The organism is Aequorivita marina (genome assembly GCF_031631895.2).
In the GTDB taxonomy this organism is placed as follows: Bacteria; Bacteroidota; Bacteroidia; order Flavobacteriales; family Flavobacteriaceae; genus Aequorivita; species Aequorivita marina.
Genome location: NZ_JAVMBW020000006.1, coordinates 23995 through 40439, shown reverse-complemented (window position 1 = coordinate 40439; position 16445 = coordinate 23995). Strand labels below are relative to the sequence as shown.

Annotated in this window: 10 protein-coding genes; 9 read left to right on the top strand and 1 reads right to left on the bottom strand. The window is 38.6% G+C overall.

Translation table 11 applies throughout. The annotated features are described in order from the left end of the window. Window positions 1–39 precede the first annotated feature (39 nt). The 6 genes from QPK98_RS09090 to flxY are packed head-to-tail and all read left to right on the top strand — an operon-like array spanning window position 40 to window position 10361. Window positions 40–1233: a DUF2062 domain-containing protein gene (locus tag QPK98_RS09090; RefSeq protein WP_310992923.1), complete on the top strand. Its 1194-nt coding sequence runs from the start codon at window positions 40–42 to the stop codon at window positions 1231–1233. Beyond that, window positions 1226–4927: an MMPL family transporter gene (locus QPK98_RS09085; protein WP_310992922.1), complete on the top strand. Its 3702-nt coding sequence runs from the start codon at window positions 1226–1228 to the stop codon at window positions 4925–4927. Before QPK98_RS09090 ends, QPK98_RS09085 begins: the two co-directional genes overlap by 8 nt. Continuing rightward, a complete protein-coding gene (locus QPK98_RS09080) occupies window positions 4924–6462 on the top strand; it encodes a phytoene desaturase family protein (RefSeq protein ID WP_310992921.1) in 1539 nt (512 codons plus the stop codon). Before QPK98_RS09085 ends, QPK98_RS09080 begins: the two co-directional genes overlap by 4 nt. Window positions 6463–6476: 14 nt before the next feature. Next, entirely contained in the window at window positions 6477–7355 is an 879-nt protein-coding gene (locus QPK98_RS09075) for a cupin-like domain-containing protein (RefSeq protein ID WP_310992920.1), read from the top strand. A gap of 5 nt (window positions 7356–7360) precedes the next feature. Next, complete coding sequence (locus QPK98_RS09070; protein ID WP_310992919.1) at window positions 7361–9022, top strand: C45 family autoproteolytic acyltransferase/hydrolase; 1662 nt, start codon at window positions 7361–7363, stop codon at window positions 9020–9022. Between the two features lie 52 nt (window positions 9023–9074). After that, window positions 9075–10361, top strand: coding sequence for a flexirubin biosynthesis putative acyl-CoA ligase FlxY (gene flxY / locus QPK98_RS09065; RefSeq protein WP_310992918.1), 1287 nt, complete (start codon window positions 9075–9077; stop codon window positions 10359–10361). A gap of 115 nt (window positions 10362–10476) precedes the next feature. On the opposite strand, the gene QPK98_RS09060 is transcribed toward flxY, so the two are convergent. Next, window positions 10477–11298, bottom strand: a complete 822-nt coding sequence (locus tag QPK98_RS09060) for a universal stress protein (RefSeq protein WP_310992917.1) — start codon at window positions 11296–11298, stop codon at window positions 10477–10479. A gap of 163 nt (window positions 11299–11461) precedes the next feature. On the opposite strand from QPK98_RS09060, the gene rimP reads away from it, so the two are divergent. Genes rimP through infB form a run of 3 tightly spaced genes read left to right on the top strand, consistent with a single transcriptional unit; the run spans window position 11462 to window position 16090 of the window. Then, window positions 11462–11923, top strand: a complete 462-nt coding sequence (gene rimP, locus QPK98_RS09055; protein ID WP_310992916.1) for a ribosome assembly cofactor RimP — start codon at window positions 11462–11464, stop codon at window positions 11921–11923. 10 nt (window positions 11924–11933) lie between these two features. Next, window positions 11934–13166, top strand: a complete 1233-nt coding sequence (gene nusA, locus QPK98_RS09050; protein ID WP_310992915.1) for a transcription termination factor NusA — start codon at window positions 11934–11936, stop codon at window positions 13164–13166. A 59-nt stretch (window positions 13167–13225) separates the two neighbouring features. Beyond that, a complete protein-coding gene (infB, locus tag QPK98_RS09045) occupies window positions 13226–16090 on the top strand; it encodes a translation initiation factor IF-2 (RefSeq protein WP_310992913.1) in 2865 nt (954 codons plus the stop codon). Window positions 16091–16445 lie beyond the last annotated feature (355 nt).

Sequence of the window (16445 nt, the reverse complement as noted above, 5' to 3'; positions counted from 1 at the left end):
CCAGGAAGGAACAGAATTAGCTTAGTATAAAAATCTCGAATGAACCAAAAACTACTTTCAGAAAATTTTAAAACCCTGAAATGTTGCGTAATTATTCCAACGTTCAATAATTACAAGACTTTACAAGAGGTTATTGAAGGTGTTTTGGCTTATACCGAAAATGTGATTGTGGTAAACGATGGTTCTACAGATGCCACTTCTGAAATATTGGCTGAGTTTCCGCAGATTCAACAGATCCATTTTTCAAAAAACAAAGGGAAAGGCAACGCCTTACGCCAAGGTTTTAAACATGCCAGTAGTTTGGGGTATCATTACGCTATTACCATTGATAGCGATGGCCAACATTTTCCTGAGGATATTCCATTGTTTATTGATGCTTTGGAACGAGATCCCAATCCGGAAATACTCCTTATTGGCTCCCGAAATATGACTCAAGAAGGTGTTCCAAAAAAGAGCAGTTTTGGGAACAAATTCTCCAATTTTTGGTTTTGGGTAGAAACCGGAATTACCTTGCAGGATACGCAGTCTGGGTTTAGATTGTACCCGCTTTTCGCAATGCAAGACTTAAAGCTCTACACTAATAAATTTGAACTAGAAATTGAAACCATTGTAAAGGCTGCTTGGCGCGGTATTGAAGTAAAAAACATTCCCATTCAAGTACATTATGAACTGGTAGATCGGGTTTCGCATTTTCGGCCGTTCAAGGATTTTACGCGAATTAGTATTTTGAATACGTGGTTGGTTATCGTTGCATTTTTATACATAAAACCGAGGGACTTGCTTCAAAAATTAAAAAAAAAAGGGTTCAAGCGCTTTTTGATGGAAGACTTTCTGGGTAGCAATGACTCGGCTGAGAAAAAAGCGTTCTCTATTGCTCTTGGCGTTTTTATTGGGCTTTCCCCTATTTGGGGTTTCCATACCGTGTCTGTTCTTTTTCTGGCCATCCTTTTAAAACTGAACAAGGTTATTGCCTTTGCATTTTCTAACGTAAGCCTCCCACCCTTTATTCCTTTTATTCTTTATTTCAGTCTTAAACTTGGAAGTTGGCTTCTGGGTGAAAATTTTGTACTATCTATGGATGAAATAGAACCTGGGCCGGAGCTTATGAAATACTTAAAATCCTATCTTGTTGGTAGTTTGGTGCTTTCGGTAACTATTGCCTTATTTGTTGGCTTTCTAGGCTATGTTTTCTTGACGTTATTTAAACGGAAAAAGATTTTCGGCAATGGGTAATTGGTTTTTTAAAACATATAAATTTCTTAATAATAATAAGCTGGGGAGTGCCATGTTCTTGGTTCTGCTTATTTCTTTCCTTGTTTTTTTGGTTTCAAAAATTAGGTTTGAAGAAGATATTTCAAAATTGGTTCCGGTAAATAGTGATGCAAAAGACATTCAAAAAGTCTTGCAGACCGTCAATTTTAAGGATAAAATCATTGTTACAATTCGCCGTGAGGAAAATACCGAAATTGATGAGCTCACCAATTATGCTACTGAGTTTGTAGATAGCCTGCAAGCTAATTCATCACAATATATAAAAAGCATCCGCGGTAGGGTTAACGACGACGACCTGTTGCGCACAATGGATTTTGTCTATAACAATTTGCCCTTGTTTTTAGACAACGATGATTATAAAACTATCGCTAATAAGCTTAAAAAGGACAGTATTGCCGCTAAAACGGAGGCCAATTATAAAACTTTAATAGCACCTTCGGGCATTGTCTCTAAAGATATTATTTTAAGAGACCCGCTTGGACTTTCCTTTATTGCGCTAAAGAAACTGAGGCAGCTGGGAGTTGCTGACGACTTTGTGTTGAAAAACGGATTTTTAGTAAGCAAAGATGAGCAAAACATCTTGCTTTTTATAAGTCCGCAGTTTTCCAGTAGCGAAACTGCCGAAAACGGAAAGTTTGCCGAACAGCTTTATACGCTACAAAATACACTCAATAAAAAATACGCACAACAGGTGAGCAGCGAATATTTTGGAGCGGTGCTCATTGCAGTGGCAAACGCGAAACAAATAAAAAGCGACATCCAGTTTACGGTAGGGATTGCCTTTTCATTGCTCATTATTGTCTTTATCTTCTTTTACAGAAAGCTATACATTCCTATTGTCTTGTTTGTGCCAACGCTTTTGGGCGGTTTATTGGCAGTAGCTGTATTGTACTTGATTCGCGAACAGATTTCGGCAATTTCCTTAGGTATTGGTTCGGTTTTGCTGGGGGTAACTTTAGATTATTCGTTGCATATTTTAACCCATATCCGAAATAACGAAACCCTTGAAAGTCTATATAAAGATGTAACCCAGCCCATTTTAATGAGCAGTCTTACTACGGCTTTGGCGTTTTTATGTCTTCTGTTCCTAGATTCTCAAGCCCTGCGCGATCTTGGTATTTTTGCAGCTATAAGTGTTATAGGCGCTTCGTTTTTCGCACTTTTCTTTATTCCGCTGGTGTATAAAAACCCGCTTGTACAAAAACAACAAATCAATATTTTAGACAAGGTTGCCGATTATCCATTTCATAAAAATAAATGGTTGTTGATAGGCTTGGGCGCAGTTTTAATATTGAGTGCTTTTACATTTCATCGGGTTGCCTTTAACAAGGATATTTCAAAACTCAATTATGAACCTGCCGAAATACAACTTGCAAAACAGCATTTGGATGAATTGACCGATATTTCATCAAAATCGGTTTATTTGGCTACCTACGGGAAATCTGTAGAGGGAACCCTGCAACTAAACGATTCTATTTATAACACCTTAGAATTGCTAAAAGATGAAGGTGCAATTGGTAGTTTTAGCTCCATTGGTGCCTTGGTACATTCGCAGCGTGACCAGCGTAAAAATCTGAAGATGTGGGAAGAATTCTGGAATGAGACCCGCGTAGCAAATACAGAAGATGCGTTAGTTGAAATAGGTGCAGAAAGCGGCTTTAAACCTTCAACATTTCAAAAATTCTATAGCTTTATAAAGAAAGACTTTACCCCCCTAAAGCCTGAGGATTATCAAGACGTACCTTCTTTTCTTTTGGAAGATTATATTAGTACAAGGGCCGATTTCACCACGATTACTACCTTGATAAAATTAGAGGAAGACAATGTTTCGGAAATAAAAAGTACTTTTAAGGGCATTCCAAATACAATGGTCATTGATAGGCAGGAAATGAACGAGACGTTTTTGGGGAATCTTAAAAGCGAGTTCAACAGCCTAATTGGGTATTGTTTGTTGGTGGTTCTGCTAATACTCCTGCTGTTCTTCAGAAGCTTTTCGCTTACCTTGGTAACGATTACACCTATATTCCTTACGTGGTTTATAACTCTAGGAATTATGGGGCTTTTAGGTATTGAATTCAATATTTTCAATATCATTATTTCAACTTTTATCTTCGGATTGGGTATTGATTACAGCATTTTTATGACCAAGGGCTTGCTGAAAAAACTCCGTACCGGCGAAAAAGTTATGGTTACGCATAAAACCTCAATTATGCTTTCAGTATTGACAACCGTTTTGGGGGTTGGCGTACTGATTTTTGCCAAACACCCGGCGTTATATTCAATTTCCATTGTTTCTATTATCGGTATTTTTTCGGCTATGCTTACGTCGTTTACGGTTCAGCCATTGCTTTTTAAGCTTTTTATAGGCAGTTCAGAAAAACGCCCCATCCGCCCAAGAATGTTTGTGCATTCCCTGTTTTCCTTTAGTTATTTTGGGCTTGGTGGGTTCTTCCTGTCACTTTTTAGCGTTAGCTTGATGCCCATATTTACAATTAATAAAAAAAGGGCAATGGAACGGTTCCATAAAGTGATTTCAAAATTTATGAAGTCGGTGCTTTACACCAATCCGTTTGTAAAAAAAGAGATTATAAATAAAACGGGCGAAGACTTTGCTAAGCCTGCTGTTATTATTGCAAACCACACTTCTTTTCTTGATATTTTAGCCATGGGAATGTTATACCCGAAAATTTGTTTTTTTGTAAACGACTGGGTTTATAACTCGCCCGTGTTTGGAAAAGCCGTTCAGAAAGCAGATTTCTATCCGGTTTCTAGCGGCATCGAAAACAGTTTAGAATTGCTTCAGAATAAAATAGACGAAGGTTATTCCATAATGGTCTTTCCGGAAGGCACGCGCAGTAAAACCAACAAGATTAGAAGGTTTCACAAGGGGGCATTCTATTTAGCAAATCAATTTAATATAGACGTTTTACCTGTTTTAATTCACGGGAATAGCGAGGTAAACCCAAAGGGAAGTTTTATTATTAAGGATGGCAGTATTACGGTCAAGATTCTACCACGAATAAAGGCCGATGATATTTCCTTCGGAAAAAATCATACCCAACAAGCCAAGAAAATAAGAGCTTACTTTACAAGGGAATTTATAAAACTTAGGCAGGAAATAGAAGGGCCTAAGTATTTTGAAAAAATTCTTTTGGAAGAATACCGATATAAAGGCGATAAATTACACCGCAAGGTGAAAGCTAATTTTAAAGAGTTTGCAAATACTTATTATCAAATAATTAGCAATCACATTAGTAAAACTGCGCGTGTAGCACATTTATCAAATCAATATGGTCAACTGGATTTACTGCTAGCACTTGATGGGCCTGACAGAAAGATTTTCAGTTTTATTGAAGATTCTGAAGTGAGGAAAATGCTTCAAAATACGTATATAACCCATAGATATAGCGGGCTGTATTTTACAGAGTCGGCGGCGGAAATCTTTCAGGAAAATATTGATACCTTCTTAGTTAGTTCAGAAAAAATGATTCCCCAATTGTTGCAGCAATTACCAAATAATGTGATGCCAACAATTGTAGTCTTGCATTTTAAAACCTTCCAAAATGAAGAGAAACTTGCGGGATTAGGGTATCAAAACGTGCATCAAGATGCTAATATTAGTATATTTAAGCCAAAGGGAAATAGAGCGGTATGAGTGAAAAATATGATGTTGTAATTGTAGGTAGTGGCCTAGGCGGATTGGTCTCCGCTATTATTTTAGCAAAGGAGGGCTATAGCGTTTGCCTGCTAGAAAAGAATCAACAATACGGTGGAAACCTGCAAACTTTTTCTCGCGATAAAACCATTTTTGATACCGGCGTTCATTATATTGGCGGTCTTGCTGAAGGGCAAAACCTGTACAGATACTTTAAATACCTGGACATTCTGGACGATATTGAGCTTAAGAAAATGGACGAAAATGGGTTTGACAGAATTACTTTTGACGACGACCCCAAAGAATACCGTTATGCGCAAGGATATGAGGGTTTCACTAAAACGCTTTTAGAAGAATTTCCCAACGAAGAAGAAGCCATCAATGCCTATTGCGAAAAAATGAAGGATACCTGTAGTTTTTTTCCACTTTATGGATTAAAACTCGGCAAGCCATACTATGAGAACACCGAATTATTTGAAGTAAAGGCAAAAGAGTTTATAGATTCGCTTACAGAAAATGAAAAACTCCGCGCGGTATTAAGTGGTAGCAATTTGCTGTATGCTGGTGAAGGAAAACGCACTCCTTTTTATATGCATGCCCTTTCGGTAAACTCGTATATTGAAAGTGCGTATCGTTGTGTAAACGGCGGAAGTCAAATAACAAAAGCCCTCCTGGCCCGATTTCGTGAAAACGGCGGAAAAGCCTTTAAACGGCATGAAGTTACCAAGTTTGAAACCGAGGATGGCCTGGTTACTTCGGTAAAAACGGCTAATGGAAAGACTATTGAGGGCGATATATTTATTTCGAATGTGGACCCTAAGGTTACATTAGATTTAATTGAGCACGACCATTTCAGAAAATCATATATCGGGCGTATTGAAAATATAGAAAGCACCATTGCAGCTTTTAGTCTTTACGTGGTTTTGAAGCCCAATTGCTTTAAATACTTAAATTATAATTATTACCATTTTAAGGACCACCGCGCTGTTTGGAATGCGCATAATTATACTGAGGAAAGCTGGCCAGAAGCTTATATGATTTCTATGGGAATAAAAAAAGGCAATGATGAGTGGGGCGATAACTTGACCGTGATGACGTATATGCGTTTTGAGGAAATGAAACCTTGGATAGATACCTTTAATACAGCGGCAAATAAAAATGAACGCGATGAAGCCTACGAAGCCTTTAAGGAACATAAATCTGAAGTTGTAATTAAGGAGTTGGAAAAGAAATTTCCGAATATAAGAGATTGCATTAAATCGGTTTACGCATCTACACCATTATCTTATCGCGATTACATTGGCTCTAACAGAGGTTCTATGTACGGTTATGTAAAGGATGCTGACAACCCGCTAAAATCATTCGTTTCGCCGCGAACAAAGATTAAGAACTTATATTTTACGGGGCAAAGTTTAAATATGCACGGTATTCTTGGCGTTACTATTAGTGGGGTGGTAACCTGTTCAGAGATATTGGGAAGCGAATATTTGCTGGAAAAAATCCTTGAAGCGAATACAAAAGAAGAAATTTCATAATTTAAATTTAAGATATGGGACAAATCAAGACTACATCAATAGCGAGAGTCCGAAATATATCTAAAGCAGACTTTATTAAAAAGTACTATAAACCCCAGAAACCGGTTTTAATTGAAGGATTGACCAAAAATTGGGAAGCTTTTCAGAAGTGGAATCTCGATTATATTCAAGAACATGCTGGCGAGCAAACGGTGCCGTTGTACAATAATGAGCCAACAAAAGGCAAGCAGAACTCTGCCGAACCAGCCACCGAAATGAAAATGACGGACTATATTGAACTGATAAAAACCAAACCCACAGACCTGCGCATTTTTTTTTACGATCTAAAAGTAAAATTCCCTGAGCTCTTAAAAGATTTTGAGTATCCAGATATTGGGCTCAAGTTTTTTAAAAGACTTCCCGTGCTTTTCTTTGGGGGAGAAGGCTCTAAGGTTTTACCCCATTACGATATGGACTTGGCAGATTTAGTGCATTTTCATTTTCAGGGCACCAAGGAAGTACTACTATTTGCTCCAGACCAGACCAAGTACATGTATAAAATTCCATTTGCGGTCCATAACTTGGAAACCATTGATCTAGACAATCCAGATTTTAAAACCTATCCGGCGCTGCAGTACTTAGAGGGCGTAAAAGCTACCATGAAGCACGGTGATGCTCTATATATGCCCAGCGGTTATTGGCATTATATAAAATACATGGATGGCGGATTTTCCATGACGCTTCGTGCTTTTCCGCGGCATCTTGGGCGGTTTGGAAATATGCTTTACAATGTTTTCTTTATGCGACATTTTGAAAACCTAATGCGAAAATCTTTCGGACAAAAATGGATTGACTATAAGGAAAACCGTGCCTTGTCAAAAACGAACAAACGCGTGGCTAAGCTGATAAAATAATTGAGATGAAGTTTTCAGGAAAAATAGTGGCATTTGCGCTTTTGGTTGTTTTTCTGAATTCATGCGGAGTTTCCAAATCTATGCGCGATAGGCCCGATGTTAGTGGTTATGACGGAAGCATTCCCGAAAAAATAAAGATAAACGATTCTACTTTTGTCGCAGGAGATAACTTTCTTCATAAAAACGCTCAAGGACATTGGGAGTTTTATGTGGAGGGAAATCCGTTGCAAATCGGTAAACTCACTGGTAGCCTGACTCAAGATTTGATGCAGCAACAGGAAGCCTATTTTTTTAATAAGGTGGAAGAGTTTGTGCCTTCAAAATTTCAACAATACTTGCTAAAGAAGTTTTTAGCCTGGTACGCCCGAAAAATGCATTTGCATATTCCCGATGAATACAAAACCGAACTTTATGGACTTTCGCAATTTTCATCAGCTAACTTTCAGGAAATTGGCGATCCGTATTTAAGGTTGCTCTACCTTCATGCCGCTCATGATATTGGCCATGCCATGCAAGATTTAATGCTGGTGGGCTGTTCTTCTTTTGCCGTTTGGGGTGATAAAACCGTAGATGGCGAACTGCTAATAGGAAGAAACTTTGACTTTTATGTAGGCGATGATTTCGCAAAGAATAAAATAATTGCTTTTGTAAACCCTTCCGAAGGCCATAAATTTACCTCCGTTACTTGGGGAGGTATGATTGGGGTAGTCTCCGGAATGAACGACCAAGGGCTTACGGTAAGCATTAACGCCGGGAAATCTGAAATACCCATGGTGGCCAAAACACCTATTTCAATAGTAACTCGCGAAATTTTACAATATGCTTCAACCATTGAAGAAGCTATTGAAATTGCCAAAAAAAGAGAAGTTTTTGTTTCCGAAGCTATATTTGTGGCTAGTGCACACGATAAAAAAGCAGTGATTATTGAGGTTGCCCCAGATAATTTTGATGTGTATAAGGTAGAAAATACAAAGCGTTTAATTTGCAGCAATCATTTTCAGGGCGAGGCTTATATGCAAGATGAGCGCAATTTAAAATGGATTGCCGAAAGCCATTCCATGTACCGTTTTGAACGAATGGACGAATTAATTTCAGAATATAAAAAACTTGATGTTCCTGATGCAGTTTCAATTCTTCGGAATAAAAAAGGGCTTGCAGATACCGATATTGGCTTCGGAAACGAGAAAGCATTAAATCAACTTTTGGCGCACCACGGAATTGTATTTAAGCCTGAAAGTAGAAAGGTCTGGATTTCTTCGAATCCGTATCAGTTGGGTGAATTTGTAGAATATGATTTGAACGAAGCTTTCAGTAATAGAGAAGGCAATCCTTCCATGACGACACTTTCAAATCCAAAAGGAACCATTCCGGAAGATCCTTTTATTCATTCAAAGGAATATAAAAATTATGAAGCTTATCGTATTTTGGAACGGGAAGTGGAAGCCGCAATTGAAAACAAGGAAACGATTTCACCAGAAAAATTGTCCGCTTTGCAACAAAAAAATCCTGAGTATTGGAAGGCGTATTATTTAACAGGAAAGTATTACTTTGAAAAAAATTACAACGCTGCCGCAAAAACAGCTTTTGAAAAGGCATTAACGAAAGAAATAACAACAGTGCCTGATAAGGAAAGGATTAAAAAGTATTTAAAAAAATTAAAACACTAACATTAACTTTGACAAAGTTTTAAACTTTGTCAAAGTTGTACGATAGCAAAAAATGATTCCAGATATAGAAAAAGCATCCCAAGACAAAATAAAAACCTTTCAGGAAGAGAAACTGAAGGAAACATTAGAGTATATAGCTAAAAATTCACCTTTTTATAAGCGGTTTCTCCAGACCAACGACATAGATATTTCAGTAATAAATTCGTTGGAGGACCTCAAGGAATTGCCTATTACAACTAAAGAGCACCTACAACGCTTTAATGATGAGTTTATCTGTGTGCCAAAATCTGAAATTATAGATTATGTAACCACCTCTGGCACTTTGGGCGATCCGGTAACTTTTGCGTTGACCGATAAAGACTTGGAAAGGTTGGCGTATAACGAAGCAATTTCTTTTGCGTGTTGTGGGGTTGGAAAAGATGATACCTTGCAATTAATGACTACCATGGACAGGCGTTTTATGGCGGGTTTGGCCTATTTTTTGGGCGCGCGAAAACTGGGATCAGGCATTGTACGCGTAGGCTCCGGAATTCCAGAGTTGCAATGGGACTCAATTTTAAAGTTTAAACCCACGTATTTAATAACGGTTCCTTCCTTTTTATTAAAATTGATTGAATACGCTAAAAATCAAGGAATCGATTTTAAGAATAGTGGTGTAAAAGCGGCTATTTGTATTGGAGAGCCTATCAGGGAACAGGATTTTTCATTAAACACCTTGGCGAAAAAGATAAAAAAAGATTGGGATATTGAGCTATTTTCAACCTATGCCTCTACCGAGATGAGCACCGCCTTTAACGAATGTGAATTTCATAACGGTGGCCACCATCATCCGGAGCTTATTATTACTGAGGTTTTAGACGACAATAATTTGCCCGTTCTAAACGGTGAAGTAGGGGAGCTTACTATCACTACACTTGGGGTAGAGGCCATGCCTTTGCTACGCTTTAAAACTGGCGATATGGTTCAAGCACATTCAGGGCCATGCGACTGCGGCCGAAACACCATGCGGTTGGGTCCAGTGGTTGGCCGTAAAAAGCAAATGATTAAATACAAGGGCACCACCCTTTATCCGCCGGCTATGTACAATATCCTGAATGATTTTTCGGAAGTGGAAAGCTATGTAATCGAAATTTTTCACAATGATTTAGGAACGGATGAAATACTAATTAAAGTGGCTGTTGAAAATATTTCTGAAGAATTATTACTTCTGATAAAGGATCATTTTCGGGCGAAATTGCGGGTAGCACCTACGATAGAATTTGCTACTTCTGAGGAAATTAAAACCCTGCGTTTCCCCGCCATGAGCAGAAAACCTTTGAACTTGATAGACCATCGGTAATTCCAAAATTTACGGCTTATTGCCTTAAACACCTCCATCTTTGACAAAGTTTGGAACTTTGTCAGGGCTAGAACAAACTTTGTCAAAGCTAGAAAGTTAGATAGCAGAGTTAAGCCTAAATCTTAAAAGTAACCACTGGCATATTCGCGTGGTTTACCATATCTTCACTGATGCTGCCGTTAAAAAAGTGCGAGATTCCTTTACGGCCGTGCGTGCCCATACCAATTAATTGCGCATTTATAAATTGAGTGAAACTCAGGATTCCTTTTTCAACAGATGTGTCGTTATAGATATTGAGGGTGTAATTTTCAACCCCCATCCCGTGTACAAAGTTTTCCATTATTTCTTGGGCCTGTGCCGATGTTTTAAACCCTGCAGGTGTATTGACGTAGAGTAGGTGCATTTTTGCCCCAACTTTCTTCGCAAATTTTTGTGCCTTGTCCAGCGCGCCACGCCCTTCTTCAGAAAAGTCGGTAGCAAACACAAAGTCATTAATAGTAAGGTCTGGATGGTGATTTTTTATAACCAAAACCGGAGTTTCAGAAGTTCGGACCACCTTTTCGGTATTACTACCAACAAACATTTCTTTAAATCCGCTCGCGCCATTTGAGCCCATGACGATAAGGTCTATGTCGTTGTTTTTACACGAAGCTTCTATGTCTTCATAAATTTCGTCGTGGCCAATGGTTTTATTAAGTTCAATGCCGTCTAAATATGGTTTTTCCCCAAGTTCGTTAAAGCGTTTTTTTGCGAGCTTTATAAAAAATAAAGATTCAGGAAGACCGCCGGAGTTAGAGTTTGTAGCTAAATGTAGCGGCGTTTCCATAGAGTGTAGCACGAAAATTTCGCTATCGTGTTTTCTAGCAATTTGTAAGGCGACTTTTAGGGCATTTTCTGCTTGTTCGGAAAAATCTGTAGGTACGAGGATGCGTTTCATATTAAATTTGGTTTATCGGTTGTTTTTAGCAGTGTCAAATTACAAAAATAAATCGTTGGGTCTTGGTTTTTATAGTTTTAAAATTTATAGTATATTTGCACCGAATTTGATACGAAAAATATCTGAGGGGACTAAAAGTCCCCTCTTTTTATAGCTTAAACTAATGCGTGAAAAGGTAGCAAAATTGCTCAACGATGCGCTTGATAAAAACAAGTCACTGTTTTTAATTGACCTTGATGTTTCTGAACTTAATCAAATACGGGTCATTCTTGACGGCGATAAAGGCGTTACGGTAGAAGACTGCATAGCTGTTAGCCGGGAAATTGAACATAATTTAGATAGGGAAGAACATGATTTTTCATTAGAGGTCATGTCTGCAGGCGTTTCTGAGCCGTTAACCATACCCAGACAGTTCAAGAAAAATGTAGGCAGAAAACTAAAAGTTAAAACAACAAAAGAAGAAAAAATTGAAGGCGAGCTTATTGCTGCTAACGACGAAAGTTGTACCTTAACATGGTCTGCGCGCGAGCCCAAACCGGTTGGCAAGGGAAAAGTTACCGTTCAAAAAAAGGCTGAATTGCCTTACACAGATATTATGGAAGCAAAAGTGAAGATAACATTTTAATTGAATTGATATGGAAAACTTAGCACTAATCGATTCTTTTTCGGAATTTAAGGACGACAAACAAATAGACCGAGTAACGCTAATGGCGATACTTGAAGAGGTTTTTAGGAGCGCTCTTAAACGAAAGTACGGAAGTGATGATAACTTTGACATTATTGTTAACCCAGATAAAGGAGATCTTGAAATATGGAGAACCCGAATTGTAGTTGACGATGGCGAAGTAGAAGATCCGAATGAGGAAATTTCATTGTCGGAAGCTCAAAAAATTGAACCCGATTTTGAAGTTGGAGAAGATGTTTCGGAAGAAGTAAAATTAGTAGATCTTGGCCGTCGCGCTATTTTAGCACTTCGCCAAAACCTAATTTCAAAGATTCACGAACACGACAATACTATTATATATAAGCACTTTAAAGACCTAGAGGGCGAAATTTATACCGCCGAGGTGCATCACATACGGCATCGCGCTGTAATTTTATTGGATGATGAAGGAAATGAACTAATCCTTCCGAAGGATAAACAAATTCCTTCAGATTTCTTCAGAAAAGGAGATAATGTTCGCGGAATTATTGAAAGTGTTGATTTAAAAGGAAATAAGCCAACGATTTTAATGTCAAGGGCAAACCCTATTTTTCTAGAAAAACTATTTGAGCAGGAAATCCCTGAGGTTTTTGACGGTTTGATTACGGTTAAAAATGTGGTTCGTATTCCTGGTGAAAAGGCGAAAGTAGCTGTTGATTCTTACGATGACCGTATAGATCCAGTTGGAGCCTGTGTAGGGATGAAAGGATCCCGAATTCATGGAATAGTTCGTGAGCTTGGTAATGAGAATATTGACGTTATCAATTATACTAATAACTTAAACCTCTATATTACACGAGCGCTTAGCCCTGCAAAAGTCATTTCCATTAAAATTGATGAAGAGAGAAAACGGGCTGAGGTTATGCTTCGTCCAGAGGAAGTGAGTAAGGCAATAGGCCGTGGCGGACATAACATTCGTTTGGCTGGACAATTAACGGGTTATGAGATTGATGTAATTAGAGAAGGAGCCGAGGAAGATGTTGAGTTAAGTGAGTTTTCAGATGAAATAGAAGGCTGGATTATTGAGGAATTCAAAAAAATTGGACTGGATACCGCTAAAAGTATCTTAGAATACAATATTGGCGATTTGGTTAAGCGTACAGATCTTGAAGAAGAAACAATACGTGATGTAATTAATATATTAAAAGAAGAATTTGAGGAGTAGTTGAAACTTTAATTACTTTTATACAAATTTTTTAAAAAGACAAAACAGGAGAAGCATTTATGGCTGGAGTAAAAAAGAAAAGACTAAGTCAGGTATTACGAGAGTTTAATATCTCTTTGGATCGTGCCGTGGAATTTCTAGGTTCCAAGGGGTTCGAGGTGGACGCTAGTCCCAATACTAAAATATCGGGTGATGAATATGAAGTCCTTTTTGAAGAATTTGAGACCGATAAGAGTAAGAAAGATGCTTCTAAAGAAGTAAGCGAAGAAAAACGCAAAGAGAAAGAAGAACTTCGTTTGGAGCGTGAGCGCGAACTAGAGGAAAAACAGAAGAAGGAAGAAGCTTCTCGTGTAGTCAAGGCCGAAGCAAAATTAGACGGACCAAAGCAAGTTGGTAAGATTGATCTTGACGGAGGAAAAGCGAAGAAAGAGGAGGCGCCTAAGGAGGAAGTACCTGCTGAGGAAACGCCTAAAGAAGTGGAAACACCTATTGAGCCCGTAAAAGAAGAGGAGAAAAAGCCTGCTGAAGCGGCCGAGGAGTCTAAGCCTGAAGAGAAAAAGGAACCAGAAGCGAAACCTGCTGATACTCCTAAAAAAGTAGATAAAAAGAAGGAAAAGAAAGTAGAGAAGAAGGAGGAGGAGAAGAAAAAAGAGTCTGAGAAATCTTCAGAAGAACCGAAAGAAGCTCCGGTTGCAAAAGAAACCAAGGAGAAAGCGGAGAAAAAGGAAGAAACTAAAGACGAGCCAAAAGAAGAGCCGAAGCAGGAAGATTCTAAAGATTCTGATACGGTAACAACAAAATACCGCAAGCTGGATGGCCCTAACTTTACCGGACAAAAAATAGACCTTACCCAATTTAAAAAGCCAGAAAAGAAGAAGAATGCTAAGGCTGACGATAAAAAAGGTAAAAAAGGAAAACGTCGTCGTATAAGTAAAGACACTACAAAATCTGGTGGAAAACACAGAGACAAACGCGGATCTGGAAGAAAAGCAAGAAGTAATAAGCCAAAAGAAGAGCCGAGCGAGGAAGAAGTACAAAAACAAGTACGCGAAACCCTAGAAAAACTTCAGGGGAAATCCTCAAAAGGGAAAGGCGCGAAATACAGACGTGAAAAACGTGATACACACCGTCAAAAGACTGAAACTGAACTTGCACAGCAGGAAGCAGACAGCAAACTAATAAAAGTTACCGAATTTGTTACGGCTAGCGAAATGGCTACCATGATGAATGTGCCGGTTACCAAAATTATCTCGGCCTGTATGTCCTTGGGAATGATGGTAACCATGAACCAGCGTTTAGATGCTGAAACCTTGAGTATTGTTGCTGACGAGTTTGGATACGAAGTAGAATTTGTAACCGCAGACCTTGAGGAAGCTATAGAAAAAGAGGTTGATACGCCAGAAGATCTTGAGGCTAGAGCGCCAATCATTACTGTAATGGGGCACGTTGACCACGGTAAAACGTCGCTTTTAGATTATATTAGAAAAGAAAACGTAATTGCCGGAGAATCTGGAGGAATTACGCAGCATATTGGTGCATACGGTGTAGAATTGGAAGGCGGACAAAAAATTGCATTCCTTGATACGCCTGGTCACGAAGCCTTTACCGCTATGCGTGCGCGTGGAGCTCAGGTTACTGACCTTGCAATAATTGTAATTGCAGCAGATGATGATATTATGCCGCAAACAAAAGAAGCAATAAGCCATGCACAAGCTGCTGGAGTGCCTATTGTATTTGCGATAAACAAAGTAGATAAGCCTACCTCAAATCCTGAGAAAATTAAAGAAGGTTTAGCTCAAATGAATCTTTTGGTTGAAGACTGGGGTGGTAAAATACAATCGCAGGATATTTCGGCTAAAACAGGAGAAGGCATTAAGGAGTTGCTTGAAAAAGTACTCTTAGAGGCAGAATTACTAGAGCTTAGCGCAAACCCAAATCGTCGTGCAGACGGTACGGTTGTGGAGGCATTCTTGGACAAGGGTCGCGGATATGTATCAACTATTTTGGTACAAGGCGGAACTTTAAAAGTTGGTGATTATATTCTTGCTGGCCAGCACAGCGGAAAAGTTAAGGCTATGCAAGATGAGCGTGGTAATGATGTTGAAAAGGCAGGACCTTCAACCCCAGTATCAGTTCTTGGTCTTGATGGAGCGCCTCAAGCTGGAGATAAATTTAACGTATTTGAAGATGAGCGTGAAGCCAAAGCAATTGCCACAAAACGCACGCAGTTGCAAAGAGAGCAGTCTGTTAGAACACAAAGACATATTACACTTGATGAAATTGGAAGGCGTATTGCCCTTGGCGATTTCAAGGAATTGAACATTATTCTTAAGGGTGATGTTGATGGTTCGGTAGAGGCGTTGACAGATTCGTTCCAAAAGCTTTCTACGGAAGAGATTCAGGTTAATATCATCCATAAAGCCGTAGGGCCAATAACTGAAAGTGATGTATTGCTGGCTTCGGCTTCAGATGCGATTATAATTGGTTTCAACGTTCGCCCAATGGGTAATGCCCGTCAAATTGCCGATAAGGAAGAAATAGACATCCGCACGTATTCTATTATTTACGATGCAATTAATGATCTTAAAGATGCTATGGAAGGTATGCTTTCTCCAGAAATGAAGGAAGAAATTACCGGTACCGCCGAAATACGCGAGACTTTCAAAATCTCTAAAGTAGGTACTATTGCGGGATGTATGGTATTGAGCGGTAAAATTCTCAGAAGTGCTGGAATCCGTCTTATTCGCGAAGGTGTGGTAGTTTACACTGGGGAGCTCGCTTCATTAAAACGCTTTAAGGACGATGTTAAGGAAGTTTCTAAAGGTTATGATTGTGGTATTCAGATTAAAAACTACAACGATATCCAAGAAAATGATATTATTGAGGCCTTCCAGGAAGTAGCCGTGAAGAAGAAACTGAAGTAATTCAACAATTCTATAAATTACTAAAAGACCTGAAAATTAATTTTTTCAGGTCTTTTTTTTGTTTCCGGTAAGCTGCGAAGCAATAGCTTGTTTTCTTCGTTACGGCTAAGCTTGATAATGACTGACTTTATAATTTGTACTCTTAAGCTTTGTTTTAGATAAGGATCGTATGGGTAATAAATTGGTGCCATAAGAAATTTCTTAAAAGCGAATTGAATATTTTAAGAAAGTTAAACTCTTCCTCTTTGTGTAGTGGATGGAATAAAGCTTTATGCTATTTAGAAGTAGTAAGAGCAAGTGATTTGTATCTAAAATATCTCCTAGAGCACAGTCGAGAGTTTTATGGGTCTCGATT